Annotated in this window: 17 protein-coding genes; 10 read left to right on the plus strand and 7 right to left on the minus strand. The window is 65.5% G+C overall.

The features are described 5' to 3' along the window. Positions 1-34: 34 nt before the first annotated feature. Complete coding sequence (locus V0R62_RS08890; protein WP_330103464.1) at positions 35-1,963, minus strand: transglycosylase SLT domain-containing protein; 1,929 nt, start codon at positions 1,961-1,963, stop codon at positions 35-37. Positions 1,964-2,170: 207 nt separating this feature from the next. Here V0R62_RS08890 and V0R62_RS08895 point away from each other — a divergent pair, with 207 nt between their 5' ends. Next, positions 2,171-4,102, plus strand: coding sequence for an ATP-binding cassette domain-containing protein (locus tag V0R62_RS08895; RefSeq protein ID WP_330103465.1), 1,932 nt, complete (start codon positions 2,171-2,173; stop codon positions 4,100-4,102). A gap of 81 nt (positions 4,103-4,183) precedes the next feature. Here V0R62_RS08895 and V0R62_RS08900 read toward each other — a convergent pair whose 3' ends face one another. After that, complete coding sequence (locus V0R62_RS08900; RefSeq protein WP_186733471.1) at positions 4,184-4,627, minus strand: universal stress protein; 444 nt, start codon at positions 4,625-4,627, stop codon at positions 4,184-4,186. A 110-nt stretch (positions 4,628-4,737) separates the two neighbouring features. On the opposite strand from V0R62_RS08900, the gene V0R62_RS08905 reads away from it, so the two are divergent. From V0R62_RS08905 to V0R62_RS08935, 7 genes are all read left to right on the plus strand, one after another. After that, positions 4,738-5,175 carry a hypothetical protein gene (locus V0R62_RS08905; protein ID WP_330103466.1) on the plus strand — a complete coding sequence of 146 codons (438 nt, stop codon included), beginning with the start codon at positions 4,738-4,740 and terminating at the stop codon, positions 5,173-5,175. A 474-nt stretch (positions 5,176-5,649) separates the two neighbouring features. Continuing rightward, a complete protein-coding gene (fadB, locus tag V0R62_RS08910) occupies positions 5,650-7,797 on the plus strand; it encodes a fatty acid oxidation complex subunit alpha FadB (RefSeq protein WP_050704828.1) in 2,148 nt (715 codons plus the stop codon). A 31-nt stretch (positions 7,798-7,828) separates the two neighbouring features. Then, entirely contained in the window at positions 7,829-9,004 is a 1,176-nt protein-coding gene (gene fadA, locus V0R62_RS08915) for an acetyl-CoA C-acyltransferase FadA (protein ID WP_330103467.1), read from the plus strand. Between the two features lie 78 nt (positions 9,005-9,082). Further along, complete coding sequence (locus V0R62_RS08920) at positions 9,083-9,334, plus strand: DUF1653 domain-containing protein (RefSeq protein ID WP_050704830.1); 252 nt, start codon at positions 9,083-9,085, stop codon at positions 9,332-9,334. A 100-nt stretch (positions 9,335-9,434) separates the two neighbouring features. Next, complete coding sequence (gene topA, locus V0R62_RS08925; RefSeq protein WP_330103468.1) at positions 9,435-12,044, plus strand: type I DNA topoisomerase; 2,610 nt, start codon at positions 9,435-9,437, stop codon at positions 12,042-12,044. A 158-nt stretch (positions 12,045-12,202) separates the two neighbouring features. Then, the gene (locus V0R62_RS08930) at positions 12,203-12,724 is read left to right on the plus strand and encodes a DUF6586 family protein (protein ID WP_050704832.1); all 522 of its coding nucleotides are present in this window, start codon (positions 12,203-12,205) and stop codon (positions 12,722-12,724) included. A gap of 51 nt (positions 12,725-12,775) precedes the next feature. Then, positions 12,776-13,009 (plus strand): hypothetical protein, encoded by a 234-nt coding sequence (locus V0R62_RS08935; RefSeq protein ID WP_023630868.1) that lies wholly within the window; start codon positions 12,776-12,778, stop codon positions 13,007-13,009. A gap of 51 nt (positions 13,010-13,060) precedes the next feature. Here V0R62_RS08935 and sulA read toward each other — a convergent pair whose 3' ends face one another. Both sulA and lexA read right to left on the minus strand, forming a co-directional pair. Next, positions 13,061-13,537 carry an SOS-induced cell division inhibitor SulA gene (gene sulA / locus V0R62_RS08940; protein WP_050704833.1) on the minus strand — a complete coding sequence of 159 codons (477 nt, stop codon included), beginning with the start codon at positions 13,535-13,537 and terminating at the stop codon, positions 13,061-13,063. Positions 13,538-13,550: 13 nt separating this feature from the next. Continuing rightward, positions 13,551-14,159, minus strand: a complete 609-nt coding sequence (lexA, locus tag V0R62_RS08945) for a transcriptional repressor LexA (RefSeq protein ID WP_330103469.1) — start codon at positions 14,157-14,159, stop codon at positions 13,551-13,553. A 219-nt stretch (positions 14,160-14,378) separates the two neighbouring features. Between lexA and V0R62_RS08950 the strand changes: the two genes are divergently transcribed. Then, positions 14,379-15,083, plus strand: coding sequence for a TetR/AcrR family transcriptional regulator (locus tag V0R62_RS08950; protein WP_203647455.1), 705 nt, complete (start codon positions 14,379-14,381; stop codon positions 15,081-15,083). Positions 15,084-15,274: 191 nt separating this feature from the next. Next, positions 15,275-16,273, plus strand: coding sequence for a beta-N-acetylhexosaminidase (gene nagZ / locus V0R62_RS08955; RefSeq protein ID WP_330103557.1), 999 nt, complete (start codon positions 15,275-15,277; stop codon positions 16,271-16,273). A 120-nt stretch (positions 16,274-16,393) separates the two neighbouring features. On the opposite strand, the gene V0R62_RS08960 is transcribed toward nagZ, so the two are convergent. From V0R62_RS08960 to mfd, 3 genes are all read right to left on the minus strand, one after another. Beyond that, on the minus strand, positions 16,394-19,297 hold the full coding sequence (locus V0R62_RS08960) for a DEAD/DEAH box helicase (RefSeq protein ID WP_408005648.1): 2,904 nt from the start codon (positions 19,295-19,297) through the stop codon (positions 16,394-16,396). 415 nt (positions 19,298-19,712) lie between these two features. Continuing rightward, complete coding sequence (locus tag V0R62_RS08965) at positions 19,713-20,273, minus strand: CsiV family protein (protein WP_186713687.1); 561 nt, start codon at positions 20,271-20,273, stop codon at positions 19,713-19,715. A gap of 9 nt (positions 20,274-20,282) precedes the next feature. After that, positions 20,283-23,732 (minus strand): transcription-repair coupling factor, encoded by a 3,450-nt coding sequence (mfd, locus tag V0R62_RS08970; protein WP_330103471.1) that lies wholly within the window; start codon positions 23,730-23,732, stop codon positions 20,283-20,285. Positions 23,733-23,768 lie beyond the last annotated feature (36 nt).

Below are 23,768 nucleotides of genomic sequence, written 5' to 3' on the forward strand. Positions count from 1 at the left end.
CACGTTGCGTGGGCGCGGGGTGATGGCGTCCCGATCACATATCGTCGAAATACCGCTCATGCCAATCCACCAGCGGCTGCGGTGAATTGAGCTTCTGCCCGTAGATGACCGAATACGACAGCACGTTTTGCACGTACTGGCGCGTCTCGTCGAACGGGATCGACTCGACCCATACATCGAAGCTCAGGTGCTTGGCACCCTTGAGCCACTGGCGCACGCGCCCGGGGCCGGCGTTGTAGGCGGCCGAGGCCAGCACGCGGTTGCCGTTGAACTGGCCGTGCACCTGGCTCAGGTAGGCGGCGCCGAGCTGGATGTTCTTGTCCGGGTTGAACACCTGGGCCGGCGAGGCCAGCGGAATGCTGAACTTGCGCGCGGTCTCCTTGGCCGTGCCCGGCATCAACTGCATCAGGCCGCTGGCGCCGACGCTGGAGCGGGCGTCTTCCATGAAGGCGCTCTCCTGGCGGGTAATGGCGAACACCCAGCTCGAATGCAGTCCGCGGACCTTGGCTTCGCGCACCAGGGTGTCGCGGTGGGCCATGGGGAAACGGATGTCCAGGTCGTCCCAGTACTGGGCCTGGCTGATGGTGCGGATGGCCGGGAAGTACCAGCGCATGTCGTAGGCCAGGCGGGCCTGGGCGACCATCTCGTCACGGTTGAAGTGACGGCTGACGTGGTACCACTCGCGGCGGCCCTCGACGATCTGGCCGCGAGCATGGAACTCCAGGGCGCGACGCACGCCCGGGGTATTGCGGACCTTGTTGATCACCGCCTGGCTGAGCGCCAGCGGCTTGTTGTTCAACTGATAGGGCGTCTGCGTCCGGTCGGCGGCGAGGAACCCATAGAAGTCGCGCTCGCGGGCGACGGTCTTGTAGAGCAGCGGGACCTGCGGGTTGTTCGGCTGGGCCAGCTCCAGGCTGCGCGCCTGCCAGTACTTCCAGCGGTTGCTGCTGGCCAGGTCCTGGGGCAGGCGCTTGGTCAGCGCATAGGCGTCCTCCCAGCGGCCCAGGCGCAGCAGCAGGCGCAGGCGCCATTCGCTGACGGTGTTGTCGCGCAGCTCGGGGTCGTAGCGGGTCATCAGGTCGAGGGCGCGCGGGTCGTAGCGTCGGGCCAGGGTCAGGCCGATCTCGCGGGCGATGGCGACCTTCTCGTCACGGGAGAAGTGCATGCGCTGGGCGTAATCGTCGAGCAGCGCCATGGCCTGCTCGGGGTCCTGGCGGGCCAGGCGGCGCAGGCCGAGGCTGACCACGTCGGACATGGCCTCGTTGACCGGGGTGAAGCGCGACGGCTGGTTGAGCAGCTCGGGCTTCTGCGCCACGTCGATCAACAACTTGCCCTGGGGGCCGAGGGTGGTGAGGGTCTTGACCAGGCTGCTGGCCAAGCCGTAGTTGCGTGCCTGGGCCGCCAGCTTGGCGCGCTGCCAGCGCTTGGCCTCGGTCAGCTGGCCTTCGGCCGCCCACATGGCGAACAGGGTGTCGCAGGCGGTGGGCTGCGACTTGCCGACGTTCCACAGCTTGTCGGCGGTGGCGAAGCCTTCGGCGCGCAGGCCGTGGGAGAGCTGGTACTGGCCGTTGAGGCAGTCCAGCTCGGTGAAGTTGAGTTTGGGGTCGTAGTAGCGGGTGAAGGTGTTCCATTCGCCGCGCTCGGCCAGCCAGCGCAACCAGCGCAGTTTCATCCAGTTGGCCTGGGGCAGGTCGCCGTGGGCCTTGAGGAAGCCCTCGATCTCCTCGTTGCTGGCGCTCTTCAGGCGGGCGGTCAGCTCGTCGTAGGTGAGGTAGGGCGTGAGCGGATAGTCGCGCAGCGCCTGCGCGTAACGCAGGTAAGGGCCCTTGTCGCCCTTGGCCAGGGCGCGCTTGGCCTCGTCGTAGTACTGACGCTGCTGGGTGATGTCGACGGCCTGTGCGGCGCTCGCGGCGGTGGCGGTGAGCAGCAGGCAGGAAGCAATTTGTAACAGGCGGCTGCGCATGATACGTCCGGGCAGTAGAACCATGGAAAGTGACGGCGGAGCCAGCACTGTTGGGTATTACTGTCTAGCTTAGCCGTTTGCCGGTGGCGGGTGAAAGCACTGTGCTTGTATCGAGTTGTTATCCGACGCCCTGCCGCCGACGATGGGCTTTTGATGCCGTGAAGGGGCAAGTCGGGTAGAATGCGCGCCCGGTTTTTGGAGATGATCATGACCCTGCTCAAATTCAGCGATGTGTCCCTCGCCTTCGGCGCCATGCCGCTGTTGGACAAAGTGTCCTGGCAGATCGCCCGTGGCGAGCGGGTGTGCATCATCGGCCGCAACGGCACGGGCAAGTCGAGCATGCTGCGCCTGGTCAAGGGCGAGCAGAAGCCCGACGACGGCGATATCTGGCGTGCGCCCGGGCTCAAGATCGGCGAACTGCCGCAGGAGCTGCCGGTGGCCGACGAGCGCAGCGTGTTCGACGTGGTGGCCGCGGGCCTGGATGGCGTGGGCGAGCTGCTGGCCGAGTACCACCACCTGAGCCAGAACATCCACGGCGATGACGACCTGGAAAAGCTCATGCACGTCCAGCACGAGCTGGAGGCCCGCGACGGCTGGCGCCTGCAACAAGTGGTGGAAAGCACCCTGAGCCGCCTGCAGCTACCGGCCGACAAGACCCTGGCCGAGCTCTCCGGTGGCTGGCGCCGTCGCGTGTTGCTGGCCCAGGCACTGGTGTCCGAGCCCGACCTGCTGCTGCTTGACGAGCCGACCAACCACCTGGATATCGGCGCCATCGCCTGGCTGGAAGAAGCCCTTAACGGCTTCAACGGCGCGGTGCTGTTCATCACCCACGACCGTTCCTTCCTGCAGAACCTGGCCACGCGCATCCTCGAGCTGGACCGTGGCGGTCTGATCGACTGGAACGGCGACTACGCCAGCTTCCTGGTGCACAAGGAGGCCGAGTTGGCCGCCGAGGCTACCGCCAACGCGCTGTTCGACAAGCGCCTGGCCCAGGAAGAGGTGTGGATCCGCCAGGGCATCAAGGCCCGGCGTACCCGCAACGAAGGCCGTGTACGTGCGTTGAAGGCGTTGCGCGTGGAGCGCGGCGAGCGTCGCGAGCGCCAGGGCAAGGCCAACATCCTTATCGAGGTGGCGGACAAGTCCGGCAAGCAGGTGATGGTGCTGGAGAACGTCAGCTTCGCACACAAGGATGGCCCGAAACTGGTCAAGGACTTTTCCATGGTCCTGCAGCGCGAAGATCGCATCGGCCTGCTCGGCGCCAACGGTACCGGCAAGACCACCCTGCTCAAGCTGATGCTCGGTGACCTGGAGCCGACGTCTGGCAAGGTCGAGCGCGGCACCAAGCTGGAAGTGGCCTACTTCGACCAGATGCGCCATCAGTTGGACCTGGAAAAGACCGTCATCGACAACCTGGCCGAAGGTCGCGACTTCATCGAGATCGATGGCCAGAATCGGCACGTGCTGAGCTACCTCGGCGACTTCCTGTTCAGCCCTCAGCGTGCGCGCACGCCGGTCAAGGCGTTGTCCGGTGGCGAGCGTGCGCGCCTGCTGCTGGCCAAGCTGTTCAGCAAGCCGGCCAACCTGCTGGTGCTGGACGAACCGACCAACGACCTCGATGTCGAGACCCTGGAGCTGCTCGAGGAAGTGCTGTCCAACTACAAGGGCACGGTGCTGATGGTCAGCCACGACCGGGCCTTCCTCGATAACGTGGTGACCAGCACCCTGGTGTTCGAGGGTGAGGGCCGTGTGCGCGAATACGTCGGTGGCTACGAGGACTGGATTCGCCAGGGTGGTTCGCCGAAGCTGCTGGGCGTGACCGAGAGCAAGGGCGGCAAGTCCGAGCTCAACAGCGCGGTGGTGGCCAAGGCGGTTGAAGAGCAAGCGCCTGCGGCCGTCGCAGCGCCTGCTGCCGATGCCAGCAAGAAGAAGCTCAGCTACAAGCTGCAGCGCGAGCTGGAAGCGCTGCCAGGGCAGATCGATGCGCTGGAACAGCAGATGGCCGAGGTACAGGAAGAGGTCAATGCCTCGAACTTCTACCAGCGTCCAATCGATGAAACCACCGCAGTGCTGGCCAGGCTGGAGAAGCTGCAGGGCGAGCTGGACGTGCTGGTGGAGCGCTGGGCCGAGCTGGAAGGCTGAACGTATCGCGGGGCAAACCCGCTCCCACGCAGCCCTGCCTGACGGGCCATGTGGGAGCGGGCTTGCCCCGCGATTACAGGCTTACTCGGCCTTCTTCTGCAAGCGCACCGCCAGTACATCGCACGGCGCGCCGTGCAGCACGTCATTGGCGGTGGAGCCCAGCAGCAGTGCCAGGCCATGGCGGCCATGGCTGCCGACAACGATCAGGTCGCAGGCTTGTTTCTTGGCAAGTTCATGGATCTCCTGGCGCGGCTGGCCATAAACCAGGTGCGAATCGCCTCGCTGGATGTCCGGGTACTTGTTGAACAGGCGTTCCATGCGCTCCTTGGCCTGGTCGAACTGTTGCTGCTGCAACTGCGACAGGTCCATCGGCACGTCACCGCCGAAGGCCATGGCCATGGGTTCGACGATATGCACCAGGGATACCTTGGCGCCGCTGGCCAGGGCGATGGTCTTGGCCCGCTTGATCACCGGGTCGCATTCTTCGGTCAGGTCGACGGCGACCAGAAGATGTTCGTAGGACATGTGCAGTACTCCTGACAATCGCGATAGTAGAAGTATGGTCGCTTTCGGGCCGGGCGTTCGTGAAACCTGGATAACCCGCTCATTTGCAACGCTTTATAAGGTCTACAGATATGACGGTATGGCTGGTGGTGTCAATCCTTGCGCTGATGCTCAGCCCGCTGGCCTGGCTGCGCCAGTCGCGCAAGCAGGGCGAGCAGATGAGCCTGCGCCTGGAGGGCCGGCGCATGGGCCTGGCCATGCAGCTGGCGCCGCAGCAGTGGCCGCACTGGCTGGAAAAGGAGCCGCCCAGCCCTTGTCCGCAATACCATCGGGCGCGCCGCAAGGGCCGCGAGGACTGCTGGTGCTACTGGCAGATCAGCCCGGGCGTGTGGTGGAACCAGTGGCGTGAACCCTGCGAGGACCCGCGCCTGGCCGAGGTTTTCGTCCGCCTGCCGGAAACCGTCTACAAGGTCGAGGCCGACCGGCGGATGATCGCCCTGTACTGGAGCGAGCGGGGTGATAAATCTGTTTTGCAGGATATTGCCCAGGCCCTCGACACCCTCGCCTGAACCTGACCAACGCAAAACGGCGCGCAGGAGCAATCATGCTCTTGCGCGCCGTTTTGCGTTCTGCAGCGCAGAAAAAGGCCAGGCAGGCCGGAAACACTTTCATGCAGACCCAGTGTAGCCATCGTTGGCGGATGCGTTTAGAAAAAAGCGCCGTCTGCGGTCGGTGATGGTCTATCGCTGACATGAATGGTCGGCGATCACTGTCATCATGTTTCGTACCCGGCGGGTAGAAGATGACTGGAAAGTCGCGTTTTCACGGTGTTCGCGAGCATTTGACAACGCCGTCCATTTCGGAGAATGTGTGCACACCCAAGTCAAACGGGCGTATGAATTGAGCGTTTGTATGTCAGACGGCTCTTACAGAATCCCGATTAGCGCGTCGACGGGTGTGCCTGGGGTGAGGGACCGGTAGACCGGCTCTTGCGCCAGCGTTCGACGTGTACTGTTCAGCTTCCATATCGTGGAGATCAGTTGATGATTTACGAAGGTAAAGCCATCACGGTTAAGGCTCTTGAAAGCGGCATCGTCGAACTGAAGTTCGACCTCAAGGGTGAGTCCGTCAACAAGTTCAACCGTCTCACTCTGAACGAGCTGCGTCAGGCCGTGGACGTGATCAAGGGCGATGCCTCGATCAAGGGCGTGATCGTCAGCAGCGGCAAGGACGTGTTCATCGTCGGCGCCGACATCACCGAATTCGTCGACAACTTCAAGCTGCCCGAGGCCGAACTGGTCGCCGGCAACCTGGAAGCCAACCGCATTTTCAATGACTTCGAAGACCTGCAGGTGCCGACCGTCGTCGCCATCAACGGCATCGCCCTGGGTGGCGGCCTGGAGATGTGCCTGGCCGCCGATTACCGGGTCATGTCCAGCAGCGCCAAGATCGGCCTGCCGGAAGTCAAGCTGGGCATCTACCCAGGCTTCGGCGGCACCGTGCGCCTGCCGCGCCTGATCGGCTCGGACAACGCCATCGAGTGGATCGCCTCGGGCAAGGAAAACCGTGCCGAGGACGCCCTGAAAGTCGGCGCCGTCGACGCCGTGGTGGCTCCCGAGCTGCTGCAGGCCGGTGCCCTGGACCTGATCAAGCGCGCCATCAGCGGCGAGCTGGACCACAAGGCCAAGCGCCAGCCCAAGCTGGAAAAACTCAAGCTCAACGCCATCGAGCAGATGATGGCGTTCGAGACCGCCAAGGGCTTCGTCGCCGGCCAGGCCGGCCCGAACTACCCGGCGCCGGTCGAGGCCATCAAGACCATCCAGAAGGCCGCCAACTTCGGTCGTGACAAGGCCCTGGAAGTCGAGGCCGCAGGCTTCGCCAAGCTGGCCAAGACTTCGGTCGCCGAGAGCCTGATCGGCCTGTTCCTGAACGACCAGGAGCTCAAGCGCAAGGCCAAGGCCCACGACGAGATCGCCCACGACGTGAAGCAGGCCGCCGTGCTCGGCGCCGGCATCATGGGTGGCGGCATCGCCTACCAGTCGGCGGTCAAGGGCACGCCGATCCTGATGAAGGACATCCGCGAGGAAGCCATCCAGCTGGGCCTGAACGAGGCCTCCAAGCTGCTCGGCAAGCGCGTCGAGAAGGGTCGCCTGACCCCGGCGAAGATGGCCGAGGCGCTCAACGCCATTCGTCCGACCCTGTCCTACGGCGATTTCGCCAACGTCGACATCGTCGTCGAGGCCGTGGTCGAGAACCCGAAGGTCAAGCAAGCGGTACTGGCTGAAGTGGAAGGCCAGGTGAAGGAAGATGCCATCCTGGCCTCCAACACCTCGACCATCTCCATCAACCTGCTGGCCAAGGCGCTCAAGCGTCCGGAAAACTTCGTCGGCATGCACTTCTTCAACCCGGTGCACATGATGCCGCTGGTCGAAGTCATCCGCGGCGAGAAGTCCAGCGAAGTCGCGGTCGCGACTACCGTGGCCTACGCCAAGAAAATGGGCAAGAACCCGATCGTGGTCAACGACTGCCCGGGCTTCCTGGTCAACCGCGTGCTGTTCCCGTACTTCGGCGGTTTCGCCAAGCTGGTCAGCGCCGGCGTCGACTTCGTGCGCATCGACAAGGTCATGGAGAAGTTCGGCTGGCCGATGGGCCCGGCCTACCTGATGGACGTGGTCGGCATCGACACCGGTCACCACGGCCGCGACGTGATGGCCGAAGGCTTCCCGGACCGCATGAAGGACGACCGTCGCTCCGCCGTCGACGCCCTCTACGAGGCCAACCGCCTTGGCCAGAAGAACGGCAAGGGCTTCTACGCCTACGAGACCGACAAGCGCGGCAAGCCGAAGAAGGTCGCCGACGCCAGCGTGCTCGACGTGCTCAAGCCGGTCATCTTCGAACAGCGTGAGGTCAGCGACGAGGACATCATCAACTGGATGATGGTGCCACTGTGCCTGGAGACCGTGCGCTGCCTGGAAGACGGCATCGTCGAGACCGCCGCCGAAGCCGACATGGGCCTGGTCTACGGCATCGGTTTCCCTCCCTTCCGTGGTGGCGCGCTGCGCTACATCGATTCGATCGGGGTCGCCGAGTTCGTCGCACTGGCCGACAAGTACGCCGACCTGGGGCCGCTGTACCACCCCACTGCGAAGCTGCGCGAAATGGCCAAGAACGGCCAGCGCTTCTTCAACTGAGCGCCCAACGAGCTAGAGCGAGAATATTGATATGAGCCTGAATCCAAGAGACGTGGTGATTGTCGACTTCGGTCGCACGCCGATGGGCCGTTCCAAGGGTGGCATGCACCGCAACACCCGTGCCGAGGACATGTCCGCGCACCTGATCAGCAAGCTGCTGGAGCGCAACGACAAGGTCGATCCGAAGGAAGTCGAGGACGTGATCTGGGGCTGCGTCAACCAGACCCTGGAGCAGGGCTGGAACATTGCCCGCATGGCCTCGCTGATGACCCAGATCCCGCACACCTCCGCCGCCCAGACCGTTAGCCGCCTGTGCGGATCGTCGATGAGCGCGCTGCACACCGCCGCCCAGGCGATCATGACCGGCAACGGCGACGTGTTCGTGGTCGGTGGCGTCGAGCACATGGGCCACGTCAGCATGATGCACGGCGTCGACCCCAACCCGCACATGTCCTTGCACGCCGCCAAGGCTTCCGGGATGATGGGCCTGACCGCCGAGATGCTCGGCAAGATGCACGGCATCACCCGTGAGCAACAGGATCTGTTCGGCCTGCGTTCGCACCAGCTCGCCCACAAGGCGACGGTCGAGGGCAAGTTCAAGGACGAGATCATCCCGATGCAGGGTTACGACGAGAACGGTTTCCTGAAGGTCTTCGACTACGACGAGACCATTCGCCCGGAAACCACCCTCGAAGGCCTGGCGTCGCTCAAGCCGGCGTTCAACCCCAAAGGTGGCACCGTCACTGCGGGCACCTCCTCGCAGATCACCGACGGCGCCTCGTGCATGATCGTCATGTCCGGCCAGCGCGCCATGGACCTGGGGATCCAGCCACTGGCGGTGATCCGCTCGATGGCGGTGGCCGGTGTTGATCCGGCGATCATGGGCTACGGCCCGGTTCCGGCGACGCAGAAAGCCCTCAAGCGCGCTGGCCTGACCATCGCCGACATCGACTTCTTCGAGCTCAACGAAGCCTTCGCCGCACAGGCCCTGCCGGTGCTGAAGGACCTGAAAGTGCTCGACAAGATGGATGAGAAGGTTAACCTGCACGGCGGCGCCATCGCCCTGGGCCACCCGTTCGGTTGCTCCGGTGCGCGGATCTCCGGCACCCTGCTCAACGTCATGAAGCAGAATGGCGGTACCCTGGGCATCGCCACCATGTGTGTCGGCCTGGGCCAAGGCATCACCACTGTCTTCGAACGCGTCTGATCGCGTTGCGGGACAGCAGCCGGGGCCATGTGCCCCGGCTTTTGTTTTTTACAGGATTTGTTCAAGAGGGCGAGTGACATGCAGATACAACCTGGTGTGTACCGGCATTACAAAGGCCCTGAATACCGCGTGTTCAGCGCGGCGCGGCATTCCGAGAGCGAAGAGTGGATGGTCTTCTACCAGTGCCTGTATGGTGACTACAGCTTCTGGGTCAGGCCACTTTCGATGTTCCAGGAGTCCGTCGAGGTTGACGGCGAGCAGGTGCCACGCTTTGCTTTGGTCAAGGCCGAAGAGGGGCTGGGCGAGCGGCTTGGCAAGGCGCACGAGTGATCGACCACGCTTGACCTCACTCTTTTGCCACTATATATAGCGGTGCCGCGTCCGGCACCTGACGCGTTTTTCATCTTCAGATTCAGGAATACTCCGATCCATGGGCAAATCGCTGGTCATTGTGGAATCCCCGGCCAAGGCCAAGACCATCAACAAGTACCTGGGCAGCCAGTACGTGGTGAAGTCGAGTATCGGCCACATCCGTGACCTTCCCACCAGCGGTTCCGCCAGTGCGAGCAAGGAACCGGCGGCCAAGCGCGGCAAGGCCGCGGCCGAGGCTCCGGCCTTGTCGCCGAAGGAAAAGGCGCGCCGCACCCTGGTCGCGCGCATGGGCGTCGATCCGGAAGCGGGCTGGAAGGCCAAGTACGAGATCCTTCCCGGCAAGGAGAAGGTGATCGAGGAATTGCGCCGCCTGGCCAAGGATGCCGACACCATCTATCTCGCAACCGACTTGGATCGCGAGGGGGAAGCCATTGCCTGGCACCTGCGCGAAGCCATCGGTGGTGACGACAGCCGCTACAAGCGCGTGGTGTTCAACGAGATCACCAAAAAGGCGATCCAGGAAGCCTTCTCCCAGCCGGGCGAGCTCGATATCGACCGGGTCAACGCCCAGCAGGCGCGTCGCTTCCTCGACCGCGTGGTCGGCTACATGGTCTCGCCGCTGCTGTGGGCCAAGATCGCCCGCGGCCTGTCCGCCGGCCGTGTGCAGTCGGTGGCGGTGAAGCTGGTGGTCGAGCGTGAGCGCGAGATCCGCGCGTTCAACCCGGAAGAGTACTGGGAAGTCCACGCCGACCTGGGCACCGCCAAGAACGCCAAGGTGCGTTTCGAGGTAGCCCGCGAGAAGGGCGAGGCCTTCAAGCCGCTCAACGAAGCCCAGGCCATGGCCGCGCTGGAAAAGCTCAAGGCTTCCAGCTACAGCGTGAGCAAGCGCGAGGACCGGCCGACCAGCAGCAAGCCGTCGGCGCCGTTCATCACCTCCACCCTGCAGCAGGCCGCGAGCAACCGCCTGGGCTTTGGGGTGAAGAAGACCATGATGATGGCCCAGCGTCTGTACGAAGCCGGCTACATCACCTATATGCGTACCGACTCGACCAACCTGTCGACCGACGCCGTCGAGATGGCGCGCAGCTACATCGAGAAAGAATTCGGCAAGCAGTACCTGCCTGCGGCGCCGATCGTCTACGGCAGCAAGGAAGGCGCCCAGGAGGCGCACGAGGCGATTCGCCCGTCGGACGTGAACACCCATCCGACCAAGCTCAGCGGCATGGAGCGTGACGCCGAGCGCCTGTACGAGCTGATCTGGCGCCAGTTCCTGGCCTGCCAGATGCCGCCAGCGCAATACCTGTCCACCAGCGTCACCGTGGTGGCCGGCGAGTTCGAGCTGCGTGCCAAGGGCCGCATCCTCAAGTTCGACGGTTACACCCGCGTCCTGCCGCAGCAGAGCAAGCCGGGCGAGGACGACGTGCTGCCGGAAATGGCCCAGGGCGAGGCGCTCAAGCTGATCCAGCTCGACCCCAGCCAGCACTTCACCAAGCCGCCGGCGCGCTTCACCGAAGCCAGCCTGGTCAAGGAAATGGAAAAGCGCGGCATCGGCCGTCCGTCGACCTACGCGGCGATCATTTCGACCATCCAGGATCGCGGTTATGTGACACTGCACAACCGCCGGTTCTACTCCGAGAAGATGGGCGATATCGTCACCGAGCGCCTGTCCGAGAGCTTCGCCAACCTGATGGACTACGGCTTCACCGCCGGCATGGAAGAGAACCTCGACGATGTGGCCCAGGGCGAGCGTGACTGGAAAAACGTCCTCGACGAGTTCTATGGCGACTTCAGCAAGAAGCTGCAGACCGCCGAGTCCAGCGAGCACGGCATGCGCGCCAACCAGCCGACCCTGACCAACATCGCCTGCAAGGAATGCGGCCGGCCGATGATGATCCGTACCGCCTCCACCGGCGTGTTCCTCGGCTGCTCGGGCTACAGCCTGCCGCCGAAGGAGCGCTGCAAGGCCACGGTCAACCTGGTGCCGGGCGACGAGATCGCCGCCGACGACGAAGGTGAGTCCGAGTCGCTGGTGCTGCGCGGTAAGCACCGCTGTCCGATCTGCTCGACGGCGATGGACGCCTACCTGCTCGACGAGAAGCGCAAGCTGCACATCTGTGGCAACAACCCGGACTGCGCCGGCTACGAGATCGAGGAAGGCAGCTACCGCATCAAGGGCTACGAAGGTCCGAGCCTGGAGTGCGACAAGTGCGGCAGCGAGATGCAGCTCAAGACCGGCCGTTTCGGCAAGTTCTTCGGTTGCACCAACGCCACCTGCAAGAACACCCGCAAGCTGCTCAAGAGCGGCGAGGCAGCGCCGCCGAAGATGGACAAGGTGGACATGCCGGAGCTCAAGTGCGAGAAGGTCGACGACACCTACGTGCTGCGCGACGGCGCCTCGGGCCTGTTCCTGGCCGCCAGCCAGTTCCCGAAGAACCGCGAAACCCGCGCGCCACTGGTGCTGGAGATCGTCCCGCACAAGCACGAGATCGATCCGAAGTACCACTTCCTCTGCGAAGCACCGCAGAAGGACCCGGACGGGCGCCCGGCGGTGATTCGCTACAGCCGTAAGACCAAGGAGCAGTACGTGCAGTCCGAGGTCGACGGCAAGCCGACCGGCTGGAAGGCGTTCTACGACGGCAAGGCGTGGAAGGTCGAAGACAAGCGCTGATCTGAGTCTCAGGCTCATCGCGGGGCAAGCCCGCTCTCACGAGGTTCAAACAGAGCCTGTGGGAGCGGGCTTGCCCCGCGATCGTTTGTGCTTGCGGTAACGCCGGGCAATCCCCGAAACTGCGATATCGCCTTGCTGCCCATGGGAGGTCATGGAAAATGGCCCAGGAACTCTACACCCGCACCAACCAGAAACTGTTCTTCGCCGGCCTTGCCCTGGAGTCCATGGCCAAGGCCGCCGACAGCCAGGCCATGAACGCCCAGGGCTTGCTCCAGGCCGAGCGCGAATCGGCACTGTTCCACCTGTACGGCGCGTTGCTGGGGTTGTGCCACGAGATCGCCGGCTTCTACCGCTTGCCCCAGGCCTCGGCGTCACGGGCCGAACTGCTGTTCAGTGACGAGGTGCTGCAGAGCGTGGCAATCCCGGAAATGGCCGAGCTGCTCGAACTGGCCCGCCAGCCGGAAACCTGGCTGGCACGCCTGCTGGCCGCTTATGCCGATTTGTTCCGACCGCCGGTCGCGAAGAAAGCCGTGAAGGGCGACGTCACCCAGCCGCTGATACAGGCCGTCAATCTGGACGAGCCCGAGCCGGCCGAGCTTTCCCGCGAGGAGCTCGAAGCCTGGCGGCAGAACTTGAAAAGCCTGGTGAGACGATTCCGCGAAGCGCTGAGTGAGTGCTGACCGCCGCCATGGCTGGTACACTGATGGCCTTTCGTGAAAAGCAGGCCCTTTATGTCAACGTCCTTTCTAGAAATTGTCGAGTTGCCTGATGGCCGGATCGAGCTGCGCCGTGCCGAGGATGAAGGCTCCCTGGTGACCTTGGATTTCTCCGAGGATGCCAAGGCATTCCTGCAAGGACAGCATGTGGAAGTGGCCAAGGCCATGCTCAGCGTCGGTGTGCAGATGGCCGGCCGCCTCGTCGAGGGTGACTTCGAGCGTGAAGAGGGGCCGCGCGTCCTTCACTGAGGCAGGTTACCTGCCCAGGGTTTCAAGCGTTTGACAGGCAAAGCCTGAACATCAGCCGAGGCGGATGTTCAGGCTTTGTGCGTTTCCGCTGGCGGCGGCGCGCTGCAGCTGTTGGCGAGCGCTGCCGTTGAGGGTGCCCAGCCAGCTGACCACGGTGTGGCTATGGCCCAGGCGCAGCGCTTCGCAGGCCAGTTGCAGGGCGGTCTGGTTGCCGCCGGGTTGCAGCAGCAGGATGCGTTCACGGTTGAGGCCTGCATCGCGCAGCCAGGCCTGGGTGAGGCTGCCGGGCGGGGCGATGAGCGTCAGCCAGCGGCTGTCGTCTTCTTCGCTGAGTTCGCGCAGGACCGGCGCCAGCAGGCTCTGGCAATGCCCGGGCGCGCCGCGCAGGGCCAGTTCGCTGAACAGCTCGGGCTGGCTGCTCTTGCGCGCTGCTGGAGCGGGTTTGAGGCCGGGCAGCACCGGCTGGGCGAGAAAGGCCTCGAACAGCGGCAGCTGGGCTTGCTGGGGTGCATGGGTGAACGGCTGCATGACGCCTCCTGGTTCAGCGGCGCAGGACGCCGACGCTCAAGCCCTCGATCACCAGCTCCTGTTCCTTCAGGTCGACTTCGATGGGGGCGAATTCGGGGTTTTCGGCGATCAGCCAGACCTTGCTGCCTTCGCGCTTGAAGCGCTTGACGGTCACTTCGTCGCCGATGCGGGCCACCACCACCTGGCCGTTGCGGGCTTCGCGGGTGGTGTGCACGGCCAGCAGGTCGCCGTCGAAGATGCCGATGTCCTTCATGCTCATGCCGTGCACGCGCAACAGGTAGTCGGCTGGGGGGTGGAAGAAGGCCGGGTTGATGTTGCAGGATTCCTCGATGTGCTGCTCGGCGAGGATCGGCGCGCCGGCGGCGACCCGGCCGATGATGGGCAGGCCGCTGTCGTCGCTTTTCGGCTCCAGGCCGGGAATGCGGATGCCGCGGGAAGCGCCAGGGGTCATCTCGATGGCACCCTTGCGGGCCAGTGCCTTCAGGTGTTCCTCGGCGGCGTTGGGCGACTTGAAGCCCAGCTCCTGGGCGATTTCGGCGCGGGTCGGCGGGAAGCCGTTGTCTTCGAGGCAGCGCTTGATGAAGGCCAGAATCTCGGCTTGGCGTGGCGTCAGTTTCAGCATGGGCGAGGGCTCTGTCTTTTTATACAGTGACTGGAATTATATACAGTGGCTCGCGGCCTGCAACCCACCCGGACCAAGAAAGATCGAAACGCCGACGCATCTTGTCGCTTGCAGCCTGACTCTTGGCGCTTTTAAATGGCGACCGACCGGTCACCCAGCCTTGACATCGGCAGGCCTGAAACGTATGTTTCAAACAACTGTTTGTCAGGCGGAGTAGTCATGGCCCAATCGGAAACCGTTGAACGCATCCTCGATGCGGCGGAGCAGCTGTTCGCGGAGCGCGGGTTCGCGGAAACCTCATTGCGGCTGATCACCAGCAAGGCCGGGGTCAACCTGGCGGCGGTGAACTACCATTTCGGTTCGAAGAAGGCCCTGATCCAGGCGGTGTTCTCGCGCTTCCTGGGGCCGTTCTGCGCGAGCCTGGAGCGCGAGCTGGAGCGTCGTCAGGCGCGTCCCGAGCAGAAAGCCTCGCTCGAGGAGCTGCTGGAGATGCTGGTGGAACAGGCCCTGGCCGTGCAGCCGCGCAGCAACAACGACCTGTCGATCTTCATGCGCCTGCTGGGCCTGGCCTTCAGCCAGAGCCAGGGGCACCTGCGGCGCTACCTGGAAGACATGTACGGCAAGGTGTTCCGCCGCTACATGCTGCTGGTCAACGAGGCCGCGCCGCGCATCCCGCCGCTGGAGCTGTTCTGGCGCGTGCACTTCATGCTCGGCGCCGCGGCGTTCAGCATGTCGGGGATCAAGGCCCTGCGGGCCATCGCCGAGACCGATTTCGGCATCAACACCTCGATCGAGCAGGTCATGCGCCTGATGGTGCCGTTCCTGGCCGCCGGCATGCGCGCCGACAGCGGCGTCACCGACGAGGCCATGGCCACGGCGCAGCTGCGTCCGCGCAGCAAGTCCGCCACCCCCGCCAAGGCCTGAGTACTGGGCGGGGCAGGGCGCTTGCGCTAAGCTAGCGCGCATGTCTGACCTTGTCTCCCGCCGCATTTTCCGCCAGCACGGCTGCTTCGCCACTGAACCATCGGGCACTTCGTTGTCCGATGGTTGCGTGCGCCCGCGCCACGGCGAAGCGCCCCTGGACCTCCCATGAAGGACTCCCTATGACTGCCAGCCTGCAAGGCTCCCTGATGGTGGATATCGCCGGTAAATGGCTGACCGCCGAAGACCGCCATCTGCTGCGCCAGCCCGAAGTGGCCGGCCTGATCATGTTCGCCCGCAACATCGACAGCCCGCGCCAGGTGCGCGAGCTGTGCGCGTCGATCCGCGCGATTCGCCCCGAGCTGATCCTCGCCGTGGACCAGGAAGGCGGGCGGGTCCAGCGCCTGCGCCAGGGCTTCGTGCGCCTGCCGGCCATGCGCGCGATCGCCGACAACGCCAATGCCGAGTACCTGGCCGAGCAGTGCGGCTGGCTGATGGCCACCGAGGTGCTGGCGGTGGGCCTGGACCTGAGCTTCGCTCCGGTGCTGGACCTCGATCACCAGCGCAGCGCCGTGGTTGGCAGCCGCGCCTTCGAAGGCAATCCACAGCGTGCCACCGAGCTGGCCGGTGCGTTCATCCGCGGCATGAACGCCGCGGGCATGGCTGCCTGCGGCAAGCATTTCCCCGGCCACGGCTGGGCCGAAGCCGACTCCCATGTGGCGATCCCGGGCGACGAGCGCAGCCTGGAGCAGCTGCGCGCCGCCGACCTGGTGCCGTTCACCCGCCTGGGTGGCCAGCTGGCGGCGGTGATGCCGGCCCATGTGATCTATCCGCAGGTCGACAACCAGCCGGCCGGCTTCTCCCGGCGCTGGCTGCAGGACATCCTGCGGGGCGAGCTGGGCTTTGACGGGGTGATCTTCAGCGACGACCTGTCCATGGCAGGTGCCCATGTGGTGGGCGATGCCGCCAGTCGTATCGAGGCGGCCCTGAGCGCCGGCTGCGACATGGGCCTGGTGTGCAACGACCGGGCGGCGGCGGAGCTGGCGTTGAGCGCGGCGCAGCGGATGAAGGTCAAGCCGTCGCCGCGGATCGCGCGGATGCGCGGGCAGGGCTTTGCGCGTACCGATTACCGCCAGCAGCCGCGTTGGCTGGAGGCGCTGGGGGCGTTGAAGGAAGCCCAGCTGGTTGATTGACCGCGTTGGCTTCTTCGCGGGTAAACCCGCTCCCACAGGTAAGGCGTCACCCTCAAGGAATACGCCGTCCCTGTGGGAGCGGGCTTGCCCGCGAAGAGGCCGGCACGGGAAAAGCCAGGCTTAACGCCCGCGCTTGCCCGGCAGCGGCGCGAACAGCGCCTCGATCTCGTCATCCCCCAGCCGCCATTGCCCGGCCTGTCCGCCATCGAGCAACCCGGCCGCCAGCGCCGCCTTCTCCTGCTGCAACTGCTGGATCTTCTCCTCGACCGTCCCCCGGGTGATCAGCTTGAACACGAACACCGGCTTGTCCTGGCCGATACGGTAGGCACGGTCGGTGGCCTGGTTTTCGCTGGCCGGGTTCCACCACGGGTCGTAGTGGATCACGGTGTCGGCGGCGGTCAGGTTCAGCCCGGTGCCGCCGGCCTTGAGGCTGATCAGGAACACCTCGCTGTCGCCGTTCTGGAACTGCTGCACCGGTGCGCGGCGGTCGCGGGTGTCGCCGGTCAGCAGGCTGTAGCGGATACCGCGCTTCTCCAGCTCGAACTCGATCAGCGCCAGCATCGAGGTGAACTGCGAGAACAGCAGCACCTTGCGCCCCTCGCTGAGCAGCTCCTCGAGCATCTCCAGCAGGCTGCCCAGCTTGCCCTTGTCGGCGAACGTGCCCTTGGTCTCGGTGCCCTTGACCAGGCGCAGGTCGCAGCACACCTGGCGCAGCTTGAGCAGCGCGTCGAGGATGACGATCTGGCTGCGGGCGGCGCCATTGCGGGCGATCTCGTCGCGGACCTTCTTGTCCATCGCCACCCGCACCGCTTCGTAGGTGTCGCGCTGGGCGTCGCTGAGCTCGACCCAGTGGATCATCTCGGTCTTGGCCGGCAGCTCGGTGGCCACCTGCTCCTTGGTGCGGCGCAGCAGGAACGGGCGGATGCGGCTGGCCAGGTGGGCCATGCGTTCGGCGTCGCCGTGGCGCTCGATCGGGGTGCGGTAGTCCTGGGTAAAGCGCTTGCTGTCACCCAGCCATCCGGGCATCAGGAAGTGGAAGATCGACCACAGCTCGCCAAGGTTGTTCTCCATCGGCGTGCCGGTCAGGCACAGCCGCTGGCTGGCCTGCAGCTCGCGCACGGCCTGGGCGGCCTTGCTGGTGCTGCTCTTGATGTTCTGCGCCTCGTCCAGCACCAGCAGGTGCCAGGGCTGGGCCTTGAGGTGTTCCAGGTCGCGGGGGACGAGGGCGTAGGTGGTCAGCACCAGGTCGTAGTCGGCCAGGTTGGCGAAGTGCTTGTTGCGACCGGGGCCGTGCAGGGCCAGGACGCGCAGGTCGGGGGCGAAGCGCCGGGCCTCGTCGAGCCAGTTGGGTACCAGGCTGGTGGGCATCACCGCCAGTGCCGGGTGGGCCAGGCGTCCGGCTTCCTTCTCCAGCAGCAGGTGGGCCAGGGTCTGCAGGGTCTTGCCCAGGCCCATGTCGTCGCCGAGGATGCCGCCGGTGCCCATCTCGCGCAGGGCCTGCAGCCAGTTCAGGCCTTGCTGCTGGTAGGGGCGCAGGGTGGCGTTCAGGCCCTTGGGCGGCACCACCTGCAGGTCGCGGGCGTCGCGCAGGCGCCGGCCCAGGTCGCGGACATGGCTGCCGCCCTGCCATTGCAGCGGCAGATGGTCGATGTCGTTCAGGCGCGCGGCGTCGGCGCGCTCCAGGCGCAGGCTCGGGCCGCTGGCGTCGTCGTGCAGGTACAACTCGCCCAAGGTGCCCATCACCGCCTTGATTCGCCCGTAGGGCAGGGCGACACGCAGCGCCGGGCTATCGTGTCGGGCGCGGTTGAGGTCGATCAGCAGGTGTTCATCGTCACTGCGCCGCGCCAGTTCGCTGGGGCGCAGCAGCTCGGGGCTGGCGCGCAGTAGCTGCAGGACGATCGGCAGCAGGCTGTGGCGCTGGCCCTCGACGACGATGCCCAGTTCCAGGTCGAACCATTCGTGGCCCGGCGCTTCGTCGATGGTGGCGTACCAGTCGTCGACCTCGTGCAGGTTGAAGGCGAAGTCGCGGTGCACATCGATGGCCCAGCCGGCCTCACGCAGGCGCGGCAGGCCTTCGCGGGCGAAACGCAGCCAGGCTTCGTCGTCAGGCAATTGGAGCATCTCGCCGGCGCTGTCGGGCAGGGCCTTGCTCTGGCGGGTGGCGGGCTTGAAACCATGCTCGCGTAACACCTTGCGCAGGGCCTGCTCGGCCTGGGGCTGGCGGCGGATGCGCTGGCTGGTGCTGCCCACCAGGCGGCTCAGCGGCTTGTCTTCACCGCCGCTGGCGCGCAGACCGTCGTAGTCGAACGCCAGCGCGGCGCGGTGCTGCATCTGCCGTTGCATGCGTCCGGTCTTGGGCGTGTAGGCGCTGAATTCGAGGCTGCCGAGGGTCAGGTGCGGGGTCGGCTGGATGTCGTCGAGCTGCTCCTGCTGCACGGTGGTGGGCGTCGGCAGGTGATGGTTGAGGGCGTTGAGCTTGTGGCTGAGGGGCACGATGAGGTGTTCCGGTACATCGGGAGCAAGGGACAGCTGCAGGGCAGTGTGCGGATCCAGGTCGTGGGAAACGCTGCCGACCTCATGGGTGTCGATGTCGAAGTAGTACAGCGGCACCAGCGGCAGCACGCAATTGAGCGGTTTCTCGCCGTTGTACCACATGCCCCTATAGTCGCCGCTTTCCAGGCGCACCCAGCGGAAGTCCGACTGACGAGGCGCGCCCTGGGTCAGCAGGGGCAGGTCTTCGATGAACATCAGGCGTCCGGTGTCCAGCGCCCGCTGCAGCAACTCGCCGCCCTCGAGCCCCTTGAGCGCATAGCCGCGCTCGTGGCCGTAGGGCGCGGTCTGCGCCGAGAGCTGGCGAAGGATGCGCAGGTCATCTTCCTTGACGAACTTCGGGGGCTCGTAGAGCAGTTCGTACAGCGACTGGATGCGGCTGTAGCGAATGCCGTGCTCTTCCCGGGTGCCCTTGCGCACGCGCAATGCGCAACTGCTGTGGTCGTCGTTGAGCGCCAGCTGGTAGCAGACCATGCGGCCCCGTTTGTCCTCGGCATCGCCCTGTCGGGGTGTGGGCGGCTCCAGCCCCTGCAGCCAGTGCTGCAGGTGATGGGGCAGCTGGTCGCCGTTGGCCGCGACGTGCCCGTAGCTGTTGGCCAGGGTATAGAGCGCGGCGGCGCAGTGCTTGCAGTTGGTGCCGACCGGACAGGAGCAGTCGCCGCGCACATGGCACTGTCCGGAGGGGCCTGCAGTGATGATGATCCGCTGGCGGTAGACATTGCCGCCGCTGCCGTGGCAGATGGACTCGATGCGCGAGTCGCCGTGGGACTGGATCTGCACCAGGCCCTGTTCGGCGTAGCGTTCGCCACGTTGCAGGGTGGCCGCGGAAAAGTCGCGCTTCCAGCTCGGGTTCTCGGCCGCCAGCTTCTGCACATCGGCGTTCACGGTTTCACTGCTCCATCATTTCCGGATCCGGCAGCGGGATCTTGCGCATGCCGGCCGGCGAAACCCTGAGCAGCAGCGCCAGGTGCCCGCCATCGAAGAAGGTCAGCTGGCCGGCCTTCATGTTGCTGTTGCTCTGCTTGAGCTGTTCGCTCTGCATCACGCTGCCGTTGCCGTCGAGCTGGTTGACCCAGAAGTTGGCGTCGACGGCGATGAAGCGATCCTCCCTGATGCTCAGGTTGCCTTCGATGGGGAAGTGCCCGAACTGCTCGTCACCGGCGCTCACGGCGACGGTATCGCCGTCCTGCTGCCAGGCCTTGTGCAGCAGCACGGTGTAGTCGGCGGTGGCCTGCAGGCGGGTGACTTCGTCACCCAGGCCAGTCGGGCGCTCGGCGCCTTTTTCCAGGCGCGGCGCGCCGGCGCTCCAGTCTTCCGGGGCGAACGGGCTGGTGATCGCCGGCACGGCGTTCTGCCGCACCAGGATCATTTCCACCTGGTAGGGGCCTGCGGCGAAGGCAGCTGGCGCGAGCAGGGCCAGCAGCAGGGTCAGGCAACGGATGGCACGCATGAAGCTTCCTTATGGATTTTGTGGAGTGAGGCGCTCGAACAGCGCTTCCAGGGTGTTGAAACGTTCTTCGGGGCGCTCCATCGGTACCAGGAAGCGGAACTGGGTCGCGCCTTCGAACTTGTAGCGTTTGGGCTGGCCCTGGATCAGCTTGATCAGGGTCAGCGGGTCGACCGGGGTCTCGGCCTCGAACTCGAGCTTGCCGCCATTGGGGCCGGCATCGACTTTCTTGATGCCGAGCTTTTCCGCCTGCAGCTTGAGCAGGGTCAGGCGCATCAGGTTCTTGGTCGGCTCGGGCAGCAGGCCGAAGCGGTCGATCATTTCCACCTGCAGGTCCTTGAGGCCCTCTTCGTCGGCCGCCGAGGCGATGCGCTTGTAGAGGATCAGCCGCGCATGCACGTCGGGCAGGTAGTCCTCGGGGATCAGCGCCGGCAGGCGCAGGTTGATCTCCGGGCCGCCGCCGAGCGGCTGCTCGAGGTTCGGCTGGGCGCCCTTGCGGATGGCCTTGACCGCGCGCTCGAGCATTTCCATGTACAGGGTGAAGCCAACCGCCTGGATCTGTCCGCTCTGGCCTTCGCCGAGCAGCTCGCCGGCACCGCGGATCTCCAGGTCGTTGGTGGCCAAAACGAAGCCCGCGCCCAGGTCCTGGGTGTTGGCGATGGCCTCCAGGCGTTTCTCGGCATCGGCGCTGATCTGCTGGCGCGGCGGCGTCAGCAGGTAGGCATAGGCCTGGTGGTGACTGCGTCCGACCCGGCCGCGCAACTGGTGCAGCTGGGCCAGGCCGAACTTGTCGGCGCGCTCGATGACGATGGTGTTGGCGCTGGGCACGTCGATGCCGGTCTCGATGATGGTCGAGGCGATCAGCACGTTGAAGCGCTTGTGGTAGAAGTCGCTCATCACCTGTTCGAGTTCACGCTCGCGCATCTGCCCGTGGCCGATGCCGATGCGCGCCTCAGGCACCAGTTCGGCCAGTTCGGCGGCGCACTTCTCGATGGTCTTGACGTCGTTGTGCAGGTAGTACACCTGGCCGCCGCGCAGCAGTTCGCGCAGCAGCGCCTCCTTGACCGTGCTCTTGTTCTGCTCCATGACGAAGGTGCGCACCGACAGGCGCCTGGCCGGCGGGGTGGCGATGATCGACAGGTCGCGCATGCCCGACACCGCCATGTTCAGCGTGCGTGGAATCGGCGTTGCGGTCAGGGTGAGGATGTCCACCTCGCTGCGCAGGGCCTTGAGCTGTTCCTTCTGGCGCACGCCGAAGCGGTGTTCCTCGTCGATGATGGCCAGACCCAGGTCCTTGAAGCGCACATCGTCCTGCAGCAGCTTGTGGGTGCCGATGAGAATGTCGATCTTGCCTTCGGCCAGGTCCGCCGCGGCGCTGGCGACTTCTTTGGCCGACTTGAAGCGGCTCATCACCTCGACCTTCACCGGCCAGTCGGCGAAGCGGTCGCGGAAGCTGTTGTAGTGCTGCTGGGCGAGCAGGGTGGTGGGTACCAGCAACGCGACCTGGCGCCCGCCGTGCACGGCGATGAAGGCGGCGCGCATGGCCACCTCGGTCTTGCCGAAGCCGACGTCGCCGCAGACCAGGCGGTCCATCGGCTGGCCGGCGAGCATGTCGGCGCGTACCGCCTCGATGGCGGCCTGCTGGTCGGGGGTTTCCTCGAACGGGAAGCCGGCGCTGAAGGTGGCATAGTCGGCGGCCGGGTCGGCGAAGGCGTAGCCTTTGCGCGCGGCGCGGCGGGCATAGATGTCGAGCAGCTCGGCGGCGACGTCGCGCACCTGTTCGGCGGCCTTGCGCTTGGCTTTCTGCCAGGCTTCGGAGCCCAGTCGGTGCAGCGGCGCCAGGGCGTCGTCGCTGCCGGTGTAGCGGGCGATCAGGTGCAGGTTGGCCACCGGCACGTAGAGCTTGGCGCCCTCGGCGTATTCGAGGGTGAGGAACTCGGCGGCCTGGCCGTCGATTTCCAGGGTCGCCAGGCCAAGGTAGCGGCCCACGCCGTGGTCGATGTGCACCACCGGGGCGCCTTCGCGCAGCTCGGTGAGGTTCTTGATCACCGCGTCGTTGGCCGCCTCGCCACGTTTCTCGCGGCGCCTGCGCTGCATCACGCGCTGGCCGAACAGCGGACTCTCGGCGACCAGGGCCAGGCTGGGGTCGTCCAGCAGCAGGCCGTCGTCCAGCGGCGCGATGGTGATCGCCAGGCGTTCGCCGCCACTGACGAAGTCGGCCCAGCCGTCGACGGCGTGCGGGCGCAGCTTCAGGCGTTCGAGCAGTTCCAGCAGCACTTCGCGCCGGCCCGCCGATTCCGCCGTGAACAGCACGCGACCGGGGAACTGGTCGAGGAAGTTCGCCAGTTCCGCCAGCGGCTGGTTGGCCTTGGCTTCGATCGCCAGGTTGGGCAGGGCGCGGGCCGGAAAGCGCTCGCGGCCGACGCCGGGCTCGACGTCGTCGGCGCCGATCACCACCCGCGGCCATTGCTTGAGGCGGGCGAAGCAGTCCTCCACCGGCATGAACAGCTCAGCCGGCGGCAGCAGCGGCCGGCTGAGGTCGCCGCGACGCTCTTCATAGCGCCCGCGCACATCGTTCCAGAAGTGCTCGGCGGCCTGCTCCACGCCCGGCAGGGAGAACACCTGGGTGTCCGTCGGCAGGTAGTCGAACAGGGTGGCGGTCTCTTCGAAGAACAGCGGCAGGTAGTACTCGATGCCGGCGGGGATGATGCCGCTGGTCAGGTCCTGGAAGATCGCGCTGCGGCGGAAGTCCACGTCGAAGCGTTCGCGGAAGCGCGCCTTGAAGCGCGTCACCTCGTCCTTCTGCATGGGGAACTCGCGTGCCGGCAGCAGGCGGATCGAATCGACCTTGTCGATCGAGCGCTGCGACTCCGGGTCGAAGGTGCGCAGGGTCTCGATCTCGTCGTCGAACAGGTCGATGCGGTACGGCTGCTTGCTGCCCATGGGGAACAGGTCGATCAGCGCGCCGCGCACGGCGAACTCGCCATGCTCGTAGACCGTGTCGACGCAGCGGTAGCCACTGGCTTCGAGGCGCGTGCGCATCTGCTCGACGTCGATCTTCTGGCCGACGTCCAGCACCAGGCTGCTGCCCAGCAGGAAGCGCGTGGGGGCCAGGCGGTGCAGCGCGGTGGTGATCGGCACGACGAGGATACCGTGGTCCAGCTCCGGCAGCCGGTAGAGGCTGGCGATGCGCTGGGAGATGATGTCCTGGTGCGGTGAGAACAGGTCGTAGGGCAGGGTTTCCCAATCGGGGAACGGCAGCACCGGTAGCGCCGGCGCGAAGAAGCGCAGCTCCTGCTCGAGGCGGTCGGCCGCCTGGCTGTCGGCGGTCAGCAACAGGGTGAAGCGACCGGCGGTACTGGCCGCCTCGGCGATGGCCAGGCTCAAGGCGGCGCCGGGCAGGTTGCCCCAGGTTTGTTTGCCGGCCGTGGCCGACATTTGCGGTAGGCGCAGAACTGACACGGGAGATCGGACTCCAAGCGTTGCGGCAAAGAGGTC

The sequence above is a fragment of the Pseudomonas carassii genome (genome assembly GCF_036324045.1).
In the GTDB taxonomy this organism is placed as follows: domain Bacteria; phylum Pseudomonadota; class Gammaproteobacteria; order Pseudomonadales; family Pseudomonadaceae; genus Aquipseudomonas; species Aquipseudomonas peradeniyensis.